Source organism: Nakamurella multipartita DSM 44233, assembly GCF_000024365.1.
In the GTDB taxonomy this organism is placed as follows: Bacteria; Actinomycetota; Actinomycetes; order Mycobacteriales; family Nakamurellaceae; genus Nakamurella; species Nakamurella multipartita.
In genome coordinates this window covers 5,435,831-5,450,219 of the sequence record NC_013235.1, presented here as the reverse complement: position 1 = coordinate 5,450,219, position 14,389 = coordinate 5,435,831, and the positions used below count along the sequence as shown (strand labels likewise).

Annotated in this window: 13 protein-coding genes; 7 read left to right on the top strand and 6 right to left on the bottom strand. The window is 72.3% G+C overall.

The window, feature by feature from the left end; all coding sequences use genetic code 11:
- The first annotated feature begins 121 nt into the window (after nucleotides 1-121).
- Nucleotides 122-2,296 carry a 4-alpha-glucanotransferase gene (gene malQ / locus NAMU_RS24225; RefSeq protein ID WP_015749970.1) on the top strand — a complete coding sequence of 725 codons (2,175 nt, stop codon included), beginning with the start codon at nucleotides 122-124 and terminating at the stop codon, nucleotides 2,294-2,296.
- Nucleotides 2,297-2,311: 15 nt separating this feature from the next.
- On the opposite strand, the gene thiE is transcribed toward malQ, so the two are convergent.
- Nucleotides 2,312-2,977, bottom strand: coding sequence for a thiamine phosphate synthase (gene thiE / locus NAMU_RS24220; RefSeq protein WP_015749969.1), 666 nt, complete (start codon nucleotides 2,975-2,977; stop codon nucleotides 2,312-2,314).
- Between the two features lie 410 nt (nucleotides 2,978-3,387).
- Here thiE and thiO point away from each other — a divergent pair, with 410 nt between their 5' ends.
- Genes thiO through NAMU_RS24205 form a run of 3 tightly spaced genes read left to right on the top strand, consistent with a single transcriptional unit; the run spans nucleotide 3,388 to nucleotide 5,514 of the window.
- A complete protein-coding gene (gene thiO, locus NAMU_RS24215; protein WP_015749968.1) occupies nucleotides 3,388-4,542 on the top strand; it encodes a glycine oxidase ThiO in 1,155 nt (384 codons plus the stop codon).
- On the top strand, nucleotides 4,539-4,739 hold the full coding sequence (thiS, locus tag NAMU_RS24210) for a sulfur carrier protein ThiS (RefSeq protein WP_015749967.1): 201 nt from the start codon (nucleotides 4,539-4,541) through the stop codon (nucleotides 4,737-4,739). The genes thiO and thiS overlap by 4 nt, the downstream gene beginning before the upstream one ends.
- Nucleotides 4,732-5,514 (top strand): thiazole synthase, encoded by a 783-nt coding sequence (locus NAMU_RS24205; RefSeq protein ID WP_015749966.1) that lies wholly within the window; start codon nucleotides 4,732-4,734, stop codon nucleotides 5,512-5,514. Before thiS ends, NAMU_RS24205 begins: the two co-directional genes overlap by 8 nt.
- A gap of 16 nt (nucleotides 5,515-5,530) precedes the next feature.
- On the opposite strand, the gene NAMU_RS24200 is transcribed toward NAMU_RS24205, so the two are convergent.
- A complete protein-coding gene (locus NAMU_RS24200) occupies nucleotides 5,531-7,096 on the bottom strand; it encodes an AMP-binding protein (protein WP_015749965.1) in 1,566 nt (521 codons plus the stop codon).
- A gap of 49 nt (nucleotides 7,097-7,145) precedes the next feature.
- Nucleotides 7,146-7,937, bottom strand: a complete 792-nt coding sequence (locus NAMU_RS24195; RefSeq protein WP_015749964.1) for an SDR family NAD(P)-dependent oxidoreductase — start codon at nucleotides 7,935-7,937, stop codon at nucleotides 7,146-7,148.
- Between the two features lie 227 nt (nucleotides 7,938-8,164).
- On the opposite strand from NAMU_RS24195, the gene NAMU_RS24190 reads away from it, so the two are divergent.
- Complete coding sequence (locus NAMU_RS24190) at nucleotides 8,165-8,809, top strand: TetR/AcrR family transcriptional regulator (protein ID WP_015749963.1); 645 nt, start codon at nucleotides 8,165-8,167, stop codon at nucleotides 8,807-8,809.
- Between the two features lie 119 nt (nucleotides 8,810-8,928).
- On the opposite strand, the gene NAMU_RS24185 is transcribed toward NAMU_RS24190, so the two are convergent.
- The 3 genes from NAMU_RS24185 to NAMU_RS24175 form a co-directional block, all read right to left on the bottom strand.
- Nucleotides 8,929-9,210, bottom strand: coding sequence for a hypothetical protein (locus NAMU_RS24185; RefSeq protein ID WP_015749962.1), 282 nt, complete (start codon nucleotides 9,208-9,210; stop codon nucleotides 8,929-8,931).
- A gap of 136 nt (nucleotides 9,211-9,346) precedes the next feature.
- Entirely contained in the window at nucleotides 9,347-9,775 is a 429-nt protein-coding gene (locus NAMU_RS27840) for a PAS domain-containing protein (RefSeq protein ID WP_015749961.1), read from the bottom strand.
- Between the two features lie 151 nt (nucleotides 9,776-9,926).
- Entirely contained in the window at nucleotides 9,927-11,648 is a 1,722-nt protein-coding gene (locus tag NAMU_RS24175) for a PHA/PHB synthase family protein (protein ID WP_015749960.1), read from the bottom strand.
- 149 nt (nucleotides 11,649-11,797) lie between these two features.
- Here NAMU_RS24175 and NAMU_RS24170 point away from each other — a divergent pair, with 149 nt between their 5' ends.
- Both NAMU_RS24170 and NAMU_RS24165 read left to right on the top strand, forming a co-directional pair.
- Nucleotides 11,798-12,478: a PadR family transcriptional regulator gene (locus tag NAMU_RS24170; protein WP_015749959.1), complete on the top strand. Its 681-nt coding sequence runs from the start codon at nucleotides 11,798-11,800 to the stop codon at nucleotides 12,476-12,478.
- Between the two features lie 168 nt (nucleotides 12,479-12,646).
- Nucleotides 12,647-14,386, top strand: a complete 1,740-nt coding sequence (locus NAMU_RS24165; protein WP_015749958.1) for a DHA2 family efflux MFS transporter permease subunit — start codon at nucleotides 12,647-12,649, stop codon at nucleotides 14,384-14,386.
- Nucleotides 14,387-14,389: the final 3 nt, after the last annotated feature.

Below are 14,389 nucleotides of genomic sequence, written 5' to 3'. Positions count from 1 at the left end.
AACGGTGTGATCGGCCCACGTCGGGCCGCACTGGTCAGACGCCCCGTGGCGAGCGTCGGATGGGTGCGCGTGATGTGATCTCTGGCATCCCGGATCTCGCCCCATTCAGAGGATTGCCGCCATGGACCTGCCCGACACGCTGCACCGGCTGGCCGCCGCCCACAGCATCGCCACCGAGTTCTGGGACTGGCAGGGCCGTCACGTCCAGGTCTCCGATCGGTCGATCACCCGCGTGCTGGAGGCGTTGGGCGTGGACGTCGCCACCCCGGACGCGGCCGAGCAGGCCCTGCGCGACCACGACGACGCCCCCTGGCGGCGCCTGCTACCGCCGGCCCTGGTGATCCGGGCGGGTTGGGCCCCGACGGTGAACGTGCACGTCCGCGACGGGGCCGCAGTGGACGTCTGGATCGAGTTGGAGGGCGGCGGGTACCGCTCGAGCCTGGTGCAGGAGGAGAACTGGGCGCCGGCCCGGCAGGTCGGGGACCGGTGGACCGGGCAGGCCACCTTCCGCATCCCCGGGGACCTGCCGCTGGGCTACCACCGGCTCAAGGCCTGGTCCGAGGGTGACGAGGCGTCGTGTGCGCTGATCGTCACGCCGCAGCGGGTGGGCCTGCCGGAGCGGCTCGGCGACCGGCGCGCCTGGGGGATCGCCACCCAGCTCTACAGCGTCCGCTCGGCCGGCTCCTGGGGCGTCGGCGACGTGGTCGACCTGGAGGACCTGTCCGTCTGGGGGGCGGACCTGGGCGCCGGGTACGTGCTGATCAACCCGCTGCACGCGGCCGAACCGTCCGGCCGGATGGAACCCTCCCCGTACCTGCCGACCACCCGCCGCTTCCAGAACCCCATCTACCTGCGGGTCGAGCGCATCCCCGAGTACGCCGACCTGCCGGCCGCCGACCGGGCCGAGGTCGGCTCGCTCAAGGCGGCGTTGCAGCAGGACCTGGCGGGGCTGGACGCGATCGACCGGGACACCACCTGGACGGCCAAGGCCGCGGCCCTGCGCCTGGTGCACGCGGTGCCCCGGTCGGCCGGCCGGGAGCTGGCCTACGCCGCCTACCGGGAACGGGAGGGCGAGGGCCTGGACAACTACGCGACCTGGTGTGCCCTGACCGACCGGCACGGCAAGGACTGGCACGAGTGGCCGGACGAGCTGCAGCATCCGGCCACCCCGGAGGTGCTCGCCTTCCGGGCCGAACACGCCGACGACGTCGACTTCTACCGCTGGCTGCAGTTCGTGCTCGACGAGCAGCTGTCCATCGCCCAGGCGGCGACCCGGCGGTCGGGGATGGCCCTGGGCGTCATGCACGACCTGGCCGTGGGCGTGCACCCGGAGGGCTCGGACTCCTGGAGCCTGCAGGACGTCTTCGCCCAGGGCATCACCGTCGGCGCCCCGCCGGACGCGTTCAACCAGGCCGGGCAGGACTGGGCGCAACCGCCGTGGCGTCCGGACCGGCTGGCCGAGCAGGGGTACGCCCCGTTCCGGGACATGGTCCGCACGGTGCTGCGGGCCGCCGGCGGGGTCCGGGTCGACCACATCATCGGGCTGTTCCGGCTCTGGTGGATCCCGGACGGCATGGGCCCCACCGAGGGGACCTACGTGCGGTACGACCACGAGGCGCTGATCGGCATCCTGGCCCTGGAGGCGTCCCGGTCGGGCGCGATCGTCGTCGGCGAGGACCTGGGCACGGTCGAGCCGTGGGTGCGCGAGTACCTGTCGGAACGGGGCATCCTGGGCACCTCGATCCTGTGGTTCGAGTTCGAGTTCGACGGGGACGGCCGGCCGCTGCGGCCCGAGCGCTGGCGGGAGTACTGCCTGGCCTCGGTGACCACCCACGACCTGCCACCGACCGCCGGGTACCTGGCCGGCGACCACGTCCGGCTGCGCGACGAGCTGGGCCTGCTGACCCGGTCGCTGGAGGAGGAACTGGCCGCCGACGACGCCGAACGCGCCGCCTGGATCGAGGAGCTGCGGCAACGGGGCGCGCTGACCGCGGCGACGGCCTCCTCGGCCACCGGCAAGCTCGATCCGGACTCGCCCGACCTGGCCGGACTGGAGCTGGAGAGCACCGTGCAGGCCCTGCACCGGTACCTGACCTGGACCCCGTCCAAGCTGCTGTGTGTGGCCCTGACCGACATGGTCGGCGATCGCCGCACCCAGAACCAGCCGGGCACCATCGACGAGTACCCGAACTGGCGGGTGCCGTTGACCGGTCCCGACGGGGCGCCGATGAGCCTGGAGCAGGTGTTCGTCTCCAGCCGGGCCCGCCGGTTGGCCCAGGTGGTCAACGAGAGCTGAACCCGGGGCCGGCCGTCAGAGCGCGGCCAGGCGGTCGGCGGCCGCGCGGGCGGCGGCGCCCGGGTCCTCGGCCTCGGTGATCATCCGCACGACCACGGCCCGGCGGGCGCCGCGGGCGATGACCTCCTCGAGCCGGGCGGCGTTCTCGATGCCGCCGATGGCGAACCACGGCCGCGCGTCCTGCCGGGCCACCCCGTGGTCGAGCAGGCCCAGCCCGGCCGCCGGACGGCCGGGTTTGGTCGGGGTGGTCCAGGTCGGGCCGGCGCAGTAGTAGTCGACCCCCGGCTCGGTGCGGGCCGCGTCCAGCTGGGCCGGGTCGTGGGTGGAGCGGCCGATCAGCACCTCGTCGCCGACGATCCGCCGGGCCAGCGGCACCGGCAGGTCGTCCTGGCCCAGGTGCAGGATCGGCGCCCCGCTGGCCAGCGCGACGTCGGCCCGGTCGTTGACCGCCCACAGCTTGCCGTGCCGCTGGGCCGCCGCGGCCAAGACCTCCAGCAGCCGGAGCTCCGCGCGCGCCTCCAGCCCCTTCTCCCGCAGCTGGACGATGTCGACGCCGTTGGCCAGCACCGCGTCCAGGAACGGTTCGAGGTCGCCCTGCCGGGCGCGGGAATCGGTGCACAGGTACAGGCGGGCCCGGGCCAGCGCGGGACGGGCATCGTGGGGGGAGCTCACCGGCGCCATTGTGCCCAGCCGGGAGTTGCGCCCCGGTGGCAGGCCCGTCCGGAGCCGGTCGAGTGAAGGTTCGGCGCCGCCGGGCGACGCCGAACCTTCGGTCGGCGGGTGCGCGGCCCGGCGCCCGTGTCCACCCGGTCCACCCGTGCCCGCCCGTTGGGCGGCCGGCGGCGGCCGGAGTAGGGTGCCAGGTGCACGCGGGAGCCCGATGGATCGGGCTGAGAGGGTGGCTGCCAGCCGCCGACCGTCCGACCTGAACCGGATCATGCCGGCGTAGGGAGATTGCCCCCGGACGAGTCGGCAGTCTGGTTCCCCATCCGCGAACCGTGCCGACCGAAGGGATCGCCGGCCGTGAACCAGGCTTGCCGACCGCACCCAGCGCACCCACCCGGCCGCGCGGCGCCGGCCGGAGCGCGGCCATGAGCGCGGGCCGCGCGGCTGCGCCGGACGTGCTCGTCCTCGGTGCCGGGGTGATCGGGCTGTCCATCGCCTGGCGGTGTCTTGGTCGCGGACGGTCGGTCGCCGTGGTCGACCCGGCGCCCGGCTCCGGGGCGTCGTGGACGGCGGCCGGGATGCTGGCGCCGGTCACCGAACTGCACTACGGCGAGCAGCCGTTGCTGGCCCTGAACCTGGCCTCGGCCGCCCGCTACCCCAGCTTCGCGGCCGAGCTGACCGCGGCGACCGGCCGGGACATCGGCTACCGCCGCACCGGCACCGTGGTGGCCGCCTGGGACGGCGCCGACCTGGCCGCCCTGCGGGATCTGGCCGCCTTCGCCGCGACCCTCGACCAGAGCATGCAGCCGTTGACCTCCCGCGAGCTGCGCGGGCTGCTGCCGGGCATCGCGCCGGGCCTGCCCGGTGGCCTGCTGGCCGCCGACGACCACCAGGTCGACAACCGGCTGCTGCACGCCGCGCTGCTGGCCGCGGTGGTCGGCGCCGGGGGTGAACTGGTCGCCGAGACGGTCGCCCGGATCGAGGTCGTCGACGGTCGGGCCACCGGCATCACCACCGCCGACGGCACCGTCCGGTCGGCCGGGGTGCTGGTGCTGGCGGCGGGCGCGCACTCGGGCCGGATCGCCGGTCTGCCGGCCGCCGCGCGGCCCCGGGTGCACCCGGTGAAGGGCCAGACCCTGCGCCTGCGGATGGACCCGGACGCGCTGCCGCCGCGGATCCTGCGGGGCAGCGTCAAGGGGTCCCCGGTCTACCTGGTGCCGCGGGCCGGCGGCGAGCTGGTGATCGGCGCGTCCACCGAAGAGGCCGGGTTCGACTGCACAGCCCGGGCCGGCGCGGTGTACGAGCTGCTGCGCGACGCCCAGTCGTTGCTGCCGGCGGTGTCCGAGGCCGAGCTGGTCGAGGTGAGCACCGCGCTGCGGCCGGGCTCACCGGACAACGCCCCGCTGCTCGGCCCGTCCTGGGTGGACGGGCTGATCCTGGCCACCGGGCACTACCGCAACGGCATCCTGCTCACCCCGATCACCGGCGACGGCATCGCCGACCTGATCACCGACGGCCGGGTGCCGGCCGCCCTGGCTCCCTTCGCCCCGCACCGCACTGCCCCCCAGGAGGTTCGATGAACGTGATGGTCAACGGCCAGCCGCGGCAGGTGGCCGCCGGCACCACCCTGCAGGCCCTGATCGGCGCCCAGACCGGCGGCGGCCGGGGCGGGGCGGCCGCGCTGGACGGGGACGTGGTGCCCCGCTCGCAGTGGCCGTCCACCACCCTGCGCGACGGCAGCGTCGTCGAGATCGTCACGGCGGTGCAGGGTGGCTGAGCGAGGCGACGACCCGTTCGTCATCGCCGGGGTCACCCTGGCGTCCCGGCTGCTGCTGGGCACCGGCGGCGCGGCCAGCATGACGGTGATCGAGGAGACCATCGAGGCCTCCGGCACCGCGCTGTGCACGGTGTCGATGCGCCGGCACGGGGTGGCCGCCGAGGGCTCGCTGCTGGACGTGCTGGACGCCCGCGGCGTGCGCATCCTGCCCAACACGGCCGGCTGCCGGACGGTCCGCGAGGCGGTGCTGACCGCCGAGCTGGCCCGGGAGGCGCTGGAGACCACCTGGGTCAAGCTGGAGGTGGTGGCCGACGAGTTCACCCTGCTGCCGGACCCGATCGAGCTGCTGGACGCGGCCGAGCAGCTGGTCGGTCGCGGCTTCGTGGTGCTGCCTTACACCAACGACGACCCGATCCTGGCCCGCCGGTTGCAGCAGGCTGGGTGCGCGGCGGTGATGCCGCTGGGCGCGCCGATCGGCACCGGCCTGGGCCTGACCAACCCGCACAACATCGAGCTGATCGTGTCCGAGGCCACCGTGCCGGTGATCCTGGACGCCGGCATCGGCACCGCCTCGGACGCGGCGCTGGCCATGGAGCTCGGGTGTGACGGGGTGCTGCTGGCCTCCGCTGTCACCCGGGCCCAGGACCCGCAGCTGATGGCCACCGCGATGCGGCACGCGGTGCTCGCCGGCCGGGCCGCGCGGCGGGCCGGCCGGATTCCCAAGCGGGTGCACGCGCAGGCCTCGTCCCCGGTGCACGGGATGGCCGTGCTGTAGCGATCGGTGCCGGGGATCAGCGGGCCGCGCCCAGCGTTGCCTTGATGTCGGTCTTGAGTACCTTGCCGACCTTGGAGCGGGGCAGGTCCGGCCACAGGTGGACCTGCTTGGGGGTCTTGACGCTGCCGATGAGCGTCTTGACGAAGGCGATGACCTCGGCCTCCCGCAGGTCGGTCCCGGGTTGGGCCTGCACGACGGCGACGACTCGCTCGCCCCACTTCTCGTCCGGCAGCCCGATCACCGCGCAGTCGCGGACCCCGGGGTGCTGCATCAGGGCCTGCTCCACCTCGGTGGAGTAGACGTTGAAGCCGCCGGTGATGACCATGTCCTTGGCCCGGTCAACGATGAACAGGTACCCGTCGTCGTCGAGGTAGCCGATGTCGCCGGTGTGGTGCCAGCCGAACCGGGAGGCCTCCGCGGTGGCCTGCCGGTCGCGGTAGTAGCCGGGGGTGACCAGCGATCCCCGGACCACGATCTCGCCCCGCTCGCCGGGGCCCAGCAGCGCGCCGGCGGCGTCCATGATGCCCACCGTGACCAGCGGGGCCGGGCGGCCGGCCGAGGCCAGCCGGCCGACCGCGACGGTGCCGTCGGGCTCGAAGTGGTCGGCCGGGGCCATCGTCGAGATCATCATCGGCGCCTCGGTCTGCCCGAACAGCTGGCCCATCACCGGGCCGATGCGGGTGAGCGCCTCCTGCAGCCGGGCGGCCGACATGGGGGCTGCCCCGTACCAGAAGCATTGCAGCGACGACAGATCCGTGCGGTCCAGGGCGGGCTCGGCCAGCACCATGTAGATCAGGGTGGGCGGCAGGAACGTGTGGGTGACGCCGTGCCGGGCGATCAGTTCGATGAACGTGGCCACCTCCGGCCGGCGCATGATCACGATCTCCCCGCCCTGGCAGAGCATCGGGAAGCACAGGACGCCGGCGGCATGGGTCAGCGGGGCCAGGGCCAGGTAGACCGGACGGCCCCGGAACGGGTAGCTCATCAGGGTGATGGCCGTCATCGTCTCCAGGTTGCGGCCGGTGAGCATGACGCCCTTGGGTCGGCCGGTGGTGCCGCGGGTGCCGACCAGCATGGCGAAGTCGTCCAGCGCCGGCAGGTCGCAGGCCGGGGCCGGTTCCGGGTCGGTCGCGGTGCTCGGCCGCCCGGCGGCCAGGAACTGGGCCCAGGTCAGGGTGTCCGGGGCGGCCGGCCCGTCCAGGCACACCCAGGTGTGCACCTTGGGCAGGTCGGCCCGGATCCGGTTCACCAGGGGCGCGAAGGACTGCTGGTAGACCAGCACCGAGCAGTCGAACAGGTCCAGCAGTTGCCGGTTCTCGGTGGCCTCGTTGCGCGGGTTGATCGGGCACCAGACCGCACCCGCCCGGCTGATGCCGAACACGCAGCTGAAGGCGATCGGGTCGTTGGCCGACAGGATCGCCACCGTCTCGCCCGGGGTGACGCCGGCCGCGACCAGCGCCGCGGCCACCCGGTGGGACAGCGCCTGCACGTCGGCGTAGCTCATCGTCGTGCCGTCGGTGGTCAGGCACGGCCGGTCGGGGCCGAGCGAGGCCCCCTTGTCCAGGTAATCGACCAGTCGCATGGACCCTCGATTCACCCTTGAACGGTCGGCCGGCGCGGAGCGTGAGTTTTCACATGCCCATCCCGCCGTCGACCGGCAGCCCGGCGCCGGTGATGAATCGGGCGGCGTCGGAGGCCAGGAACACCACCGCGTCGGCCATGTCCTCGACCTGGCCCAGCCGGCCGGCCGGGGTCAGCTCGACCACGGCTCCCACCGCCGCCTCCGCCGATTCGAACAGGCCGATGCCCGCGACGTCGTTGGCCAGGCCGATGCCCATCGCGGTGGGTACCAGACCCGGATAGACACAGTTGACCCGAACGCCGTAGCCGAGCTTGCCGGACTCCATGGCCGCCACCCGGGTCAGCCGGTCGACCGCCGACTTGGTCGCCGAGTAGACCGCGATGCCGGGAAAGGCGATGGTCGCGGCCACCGAGGCCACGTTGACGATGGCGCCGCCCCGGCCGGCGACCCCGCCGGGTCGCATCGCCCGCAACCCGTGCTTGAGCCCCAACGTGGTGCCCAGCACGTTGACGTCCAGCATCTTCTGGATGTCGGCCACCTGGACCTCGGTGATCAGGCTGGTGATCTCGACGCCGGCGTTGTTGACCAGGATGTCCAGACCGCCCAGCTGGGCGACGGTCTGGGTGACGGCGGCGTCCCAGGCCGCCTCGTCGGTCACGTCGAGCTTGACGAATCCGTGCTCGGGGCCGAGCGCCTTGGCCGTCTGCTCGCCGGAGTCCTGGATGTCGGCGATCATCACCGTCGCGCCGGCCCCGGCCAGGGCAATCGCCATCGCCTCGCCGAGGCCCTGGGCCCCGCCGGTGACCAGGGCCGTGCGGCCGGTGAGATCGATCGAGGTCATGGGCAGGCTCCTTTGCCTGGGCGGACGGGCCGGCCGTCGCAACCGAGGGTCGTCGCGCCGGGCTCCCCCCGAAGGAACCCGCCACGCGGCCGATGTGTGGGACAGGCTGCTCCCGAATCTGGACGACTGTCAAGACTTTTCTTGACAGTCGTCCAAACGGGTGCCGACAATGTCGATGCGAAGAGAAGCCGATGCGAAGGACAATGAGCGCAACGGGAAGGAGTCCGATGACGCGCGCCAAGCTCGCCGGACCCGACCGGTTCGAGCGCGCCGGCGTGGACAAGTTCGACGCTCGGCGGGAGGAGCTGGCCGACGCCGCCCTGGCCACCCTGGGCGAGCTCGGTTACGCCCGCACCAGCCTGCGCGAGATCGCGCAGAAGACGGCCTACTCGCACGGCCTGTTGCACTACTACTTCCGCGACAAGGTCGAGCTGATCACCTTCTGCGTGCGCCGGTACAAGGCGGCCTGTGTGCACCGCTACGACGCGGTGGTCGCCGGCGCGAGCACCGCGGACGGCCTGGTCGAGGGCTTTGCCGACGCCCTGGTCGCGACCATGGTCGCCGACTTCGCCCTGCATCGGCTCTGGTACGACCTGCGTGCGCAGTCCACCTTCGACGAGCAGCTGCGGCTCACCGTGGGCGAGTTGGACGCCCAGCTGGAGTCGATGGTCGGGCGGGTCGTGCGGCGTTACGCCCAGTTGCGCGGGGGCCGGTCGGTGGTGACGTCGTTGACCGCGTACGCCACCCTGGACGGGCTGTTCGAGAACTGCTTGGTCCGGCACATCGCGGGCGATGCCGGTGCCGTTGACGAGCTGCGAGCCGGGGCGCACTGGCTGCTGCCCGCCTGGGTGCCCCGTCCTTCGTCGGGTTGATCGCGACCGGGCCCGGTCAGGACCCTCGATCGCGAAACGCGAACCGCCCGGCCGGTTCCCGCGAGGGGATCCGGACCGGGCGGTCGGGTGATGCGGTCGGCCGATCGGCCGGGGAGAACTCAGACCTCGGTCTTGACCACGGACAGGAACTTCTCCGTGTAGGCCTTCTGGTTGGCCACGAGCTTCTCGGTGAAGTCGAAGTAGGCCGCGGAGACCTCTTCGACGGTGGGCAGACCCTCGGGGGTCGGCAGGGTGGGGACGTTCTTGGCGGCGTCCTTGGCGGCATCCGGAATCGAGGAGGTCACCCGGGCGATGGCGTCCAGGGAGGCGTCCTGGATCTTCTGGATGGTGGCCAGGTACTGCTCGGCCGCGTCCTGAGCCTGCTTGGCGAAGTCCGACATTGACTTTCCTTTCGTCGTGGGGGAGCCGGCGAGCGAGTTCTTGCGTCCTCGTCCTGACCGTCATGCGTAGTCTACCAAGCACTGCGAGGTGGGTCAAGCATCAGTCGGTTGCTGTTTCGGTCGCTGATTCGGTCCCTTATTCATCGGACTGCATGACGCCGGTGATCTCGCCGCCGGCCCGGCCGGCCGCCCCGGCGGGCCGGTCGAAGTAAGCCATGGCGAACACCGGCCGGACCACCCCGTCGACGCCGACGATCCGGTACCGGACGGCCATCACCCCGCCGGTCTCCAGTAGGTGGGTCCAGGCCTGGGCGAAGGCCGAGCGGTCGGCCGGATGGCGGTGCGTGAGCAACAGACGGGTGCTGGGGCGCAGCGAGCGCCACTGGTGGGGCGGGTACCCGTGCAGCCGGAACATGCCCGGGGACCACCACCACTGGCCGGTCGGCAGGCAGAGCCGAAACCCGCCCTTGACGCCGGCCGGCCGCTCGACGTGTTCGGTGCGATGGGCCGCGTGCAGGTCGTCCTGGCGGGAATCACCCGTAGGTGGAAGGCATTGACCGGCCATCGGACCGCTCCCTCGGGTCGCCTGAGATGTCCGGTTCCAGGTATATCCCCACCAGGGCCCGTTGAAACCGCGCTGTGAGCAAATGAACGCGTTCGGCTCACAGCGACGGCCTCAGCGGTCGCGCACGGTCAGCTCACGGCCCCGTCCGGGATCAGGGCGCCTTCTGCTTGACGTAGCTGCCCGGTGCGTCCTCCAGCGGGGCGAACTGCGCGCTGCCCAGCTTGGCCCGGGCGTTGATCTGGTTGCCGGCCTTCTCGGCCAGCCACTCGTACCAGGTCGGCCACCAGCTGCCGGGGACCTGCTCGGCCGCCTCGAACCAGGCGTCGGACTCGGCCGGGGTGCCGCCACCGTCCGGGGCGATCCAGAAGTTGCGCTTCATCTTCGCCGGCGGGTTGATGACGCCGGCGATGTGACCGCTGGCCCCGAGGACGAAGGTGGCGTTGCGCAGCAGCTGAGTGCTCTCGTACGCCGAGGTCCAGGGGACGATGTGGTCCTCCTTGGAGGCGTAGACGAACACCGGGATGTCCAGCGCGCCCAGGTCGACCTGCTCGCCGCACATGGTCAGCGCGCCCGGCTCGCGCAGCTTGTTCTCCAGGTAGGTGTTGCGGATGTAGTAGCAGAACATCGGGCCGGGCAGGTTGGTGTCGTCGCTGTTCCAGTAGAGCAGGTCGAACGCGGGCGGGGCCTGACCCTTGAGGTAGCCCTTGACCACGTACGGCCAGATCAGGTCGTTGGCCCGCAGCGCGGCGAAGACCTGGGCCAGCTCGCTGCCCTTGAGCAACCCGCCCTTGCCGATGGCCTGCTCGCGGGCGGCGACGCCCTCCTTGGTGACCAGCAGGCCGATCTCGCCGGTGTCGCTGAAATCGAGCAGGGTGGTCAGCAGGGTCAGGCTGGCCGCCGGATGCTCACCCTTGGCCGCCAGCACGGACAGCGCACTGGCCAGCAGGGTGCCGCCGATGCAGAAGCCCAGGGCGTTGAGCTTGTCCGCCTTGCTGATCTTCAGGGCCGCCTCGATCGCGGCGAACACGCCCTGCTGCAGGTAGTCGTCCCAGGTGAGCTTCTCCTGCGAGGGGCCGGCATTGCGCCAGGACACCAGGAACACCGTGTGCCCCTGCGCGACCGCGTGCCCGACGAACGAGTTCGCCGGCTGCAGATCCAGGATGTAGTACTTGTTGATGCACGGCGGCACGATCAGCAGCGGCCGCTTGTAGACCTTCTCGGTCGTCGGCGTGTACTGGATGAGCTGGATCAGCTCGTTCTGCAGGACCACGCTGCCCGGCGTGGTGCAGACGTTCTCGCCGACCTCGAACGCCTTCTCGTCGGTCATCGAGATGCGGCCCTTGGCCAGGTCCTCGGTGAACAGCCGCATGCCCTCGGCCAGGCTGGCGCCGCCGGTCTCCAGGGCCAGCTGCAACGCCTCCGGGTTGGTGGCCAGCGTGTTCGCCGGGCTCAGCGCGTCCGCGACCTGGCGTAGGGCGAAGCCCCACTGGGCCTTGGAGCGGTCGTCGATCGGCGCGGCGTCCAGGGCCTTCTGGGCCAGCTCGGTCTGGGCCAGGTAGGCCTTGGCGACCAGTTCGTACCGGGGGTCGGAGGTCCAGGCCTCGCCGCTGAAGCGGCGGTCCTTGATGGCCGCCTTGGCGTCGGCCCCGGCCTCCGCCTTCGCGGCGCCGCCGGTGAACGGCGCCCAGAACGCCTTCATCGTGTCCATCTGCCACTGGGTCATCTGGGCGACGGTCTTGGTCCACGGGGCCGCGGCCGCGGCGACCGCGGCCGAGGTGTCCGCGACGTCACCCACCGGCCACAACACCATCGGGTTCTGGGTCTTGAACAGATCGGTCAGCCAGGCGGTGGGGTCCGGCAGGGGTGAGTTCATCGGGGCTCCATGGGGATGGCGGCACGTGCGAGCACTTCATCGAGCACCCGAAAGCCTGCCATGCCGGGCCGTCGGATGCCGCGCGACGGACGTGCTCTCCCTCTCAGTGGACTCTTGACCCGGGGCGTCATCAGCGCGATAGTCATGACATGACTAGTCGGAGCCGAGCGTCCGCGTTGCGGCCGAGCCCGCTGACGCTGATGGTCCTGGTCCTGCTGGCCGAGGCGCCCATGCACCCGTACGAGATGCAGCGGGTGATGCAGGCCCGCGGCAAGGACACGGTGGTGCGGGTGCAGCGGGGGTCGCTCTACCCGGCGGTGGAGCGGCTGGCCGCGGCCGGACTGATCGAACCGATGGAGACCGAGCGGGCCGGGCGGCGGCCCGAGCGCACCGTGTACCGGCTGACCGACGAGGGCCGGGACACCGCCGAGTTGTGGCTGACCGGGATGCTGCGGGAGGTCCGCAACGAGTTTCCCGAGTTCGCGGCGGCGTTGTCCTTCCTGCCGCTGCTGTCCGCCGCGGAGGCCCGGTCCGAGCTCATGGCGCGGCTGGTCCAGTTGGGCAAGTCGATCGCCGCGGTCCGCTCGGTGACCGACGGGCTGACCGCGCAGTACCAGTTCCCGCGGTTGTTCCTGATCGAGACCGAGTACCAGCTGGCGATGCTCGAGGCCGAGCACGCCTGGGTCAGCGGGGTCGTCGAGGACATCGCCAGCGGCCGGCTGACCTGGGACGCCGAGCAGATCCGGGCCTGGGCCGACGGCGTCGCCCGCGGCGGCGCCCTGGTCCCCGGCATTCCCCGGCCGATGTCGGAGAACGGGCCGCCTCGGTAGGGGTCCGAACCCGCGCGGCCACCATCCCGGCGGCCGAGCGATGGCCGGCGGTGTGCGCCAACACACCGCCGGCCCGCACGAACCAGCGTCCGCGCGACACCGCGTCAGGGCCGAGCCACCGAGCCATCGGCATACCCACCACTCACACCTGTGCAAGGAGATTTTCCCATGTCCGCACCCACCCCGCCGTCGGTCACCGTGACCGGCGTGCCCATCCACGGCCGGCGGCCGGTCCGCCCGACCCTGGTCATCGCCGTGTTCTGCCTGGGCCTGTTCTTGACCCTGCTGGACATCACGATCGTCAACATCGCCATCCCCGACCTGGTCACCGACCTGAACGCCACGCTGGAGACCGTGCTGTGGGTGGGCTCGGCCTACTCGTTGACCTACACCGTGCTGCTGATCACGGCCGGCCGGTTGGGTGACATCCACGGGCCGCGGCGGCTGTTCCTGATCGGGCTGGCCGTGTTCACCCTGGCCAGCCTGGCCTCGGGGCTGTCCCAGACGCCGGGTCAGCTGATCGCGTTCCGGGCGATGCAGGGCGTCGGGGCCGCCCTGCTGGCACCGCAGGGACTGCCGATCATCACCTCGATCCTGCCGCCGGCCAAGCGAGGCCCGGCCTTTGCCGCGACCGGCATCATGTCCGGCCTGGGGGTGCTGGCCGGTCCGACCCTGGGCGGCCTGCTGGTGACCCACGTGGGCTGGCGCTGGATCTTCTTCCTGAACATCCCGATCGGGGTGGCCGCGTTCGCGCTGGCGTTCGCCGTCATGCCCGATGTGCGGCCCGGCCGGCGGCACCGGCTCGACCTGGTCGGCGTGGCCCTGCTCACCGCCGGCCTGCTCGGGGTGGTGTTCGGGCTGATCGAGGGTGAGCGGTACGACTGGGGCACGGTCGCCGGGTTCGTCACCATCCCGATGATCATCGCCGGTGGAGCCGTCCTGCTCGTCCTGTTCCTGTGGCGTCAGGCGGTCACCCAGGACCGGGAACCGTTGCTGCCGTTCGCCGTCTTCGCCGATCGCAGCTTCACCGTGATGACCCTGGTCTTGCTGGCCATGGGGTTTGCCATGGTCGGCATGTTCCTGCCGCTGACCATCTACTACCAGTCGGTGGTCGGGCTGACCGCGATCGCCGCCGGGCTCGTCATCGGCATCCAGTCGATGGCCATGATGATCACCTCCGGGATTGTCGGCGGTCTGTCCGGCTCCGGCCGGATCCCGATGAAGTGGGTGCTCTTCGCCGGGTTGCTGCTGTTCGCCGGCGGCATGGTCGAGATCGCGGCGGTGGCCACGCCGGACTCCGCGTGGTGGGTGTTCGTACCCGGGCTGGTCGCGGCCGGGATCGGGCTGGGCTGCGTCTGGACCCCGGTGTTCGGGCTGGCCACCCGGGACATGCTGCCGGCCCGGGCCGGGGTGGGTGCCGGCGTGCTGGACACGGTCCAGGAGTTCGGGGCGGTGCTGGCCACGGCGATCCTGGGTGCGGTCCTGGCCAACCGGCTGGCCGATGCCATGGTCGCGCAGGCCCAGCTGGTCGCCGCCGGACTGCCGGCGGCGGCCCGGGCGCCGTTCGTGGACGGGCTGACCCAGGCGGCGCACGGCGGGTTGTCGGTGGGCGCGGGGCAGGCGCAGTCCTCGTGGCCGGCCGACGTGCCGGCGGCCCTGGCCGACCAGCTGGCCGCGGCCGCGCAGCAGACCTTCGCGGCCGCGTTCACCGACGCCATGGGCCCGGTGATCCGGGTGGCGATCGGGGTCGTCCTGGCCGCGGCGGTCGCCGTGCTGTTCGTGCGATCGCGGAGCACGGTCGCCGGTGCCGGTGCCGGTGCCGGTGCCGGTGCCGGTGCCGGTCCGGTCGCCGGTGCGGTCGCCGGCGCCGATCCAGCGGCCGCGCCGGAGCGGGCCGAGGCGTCCTGACCG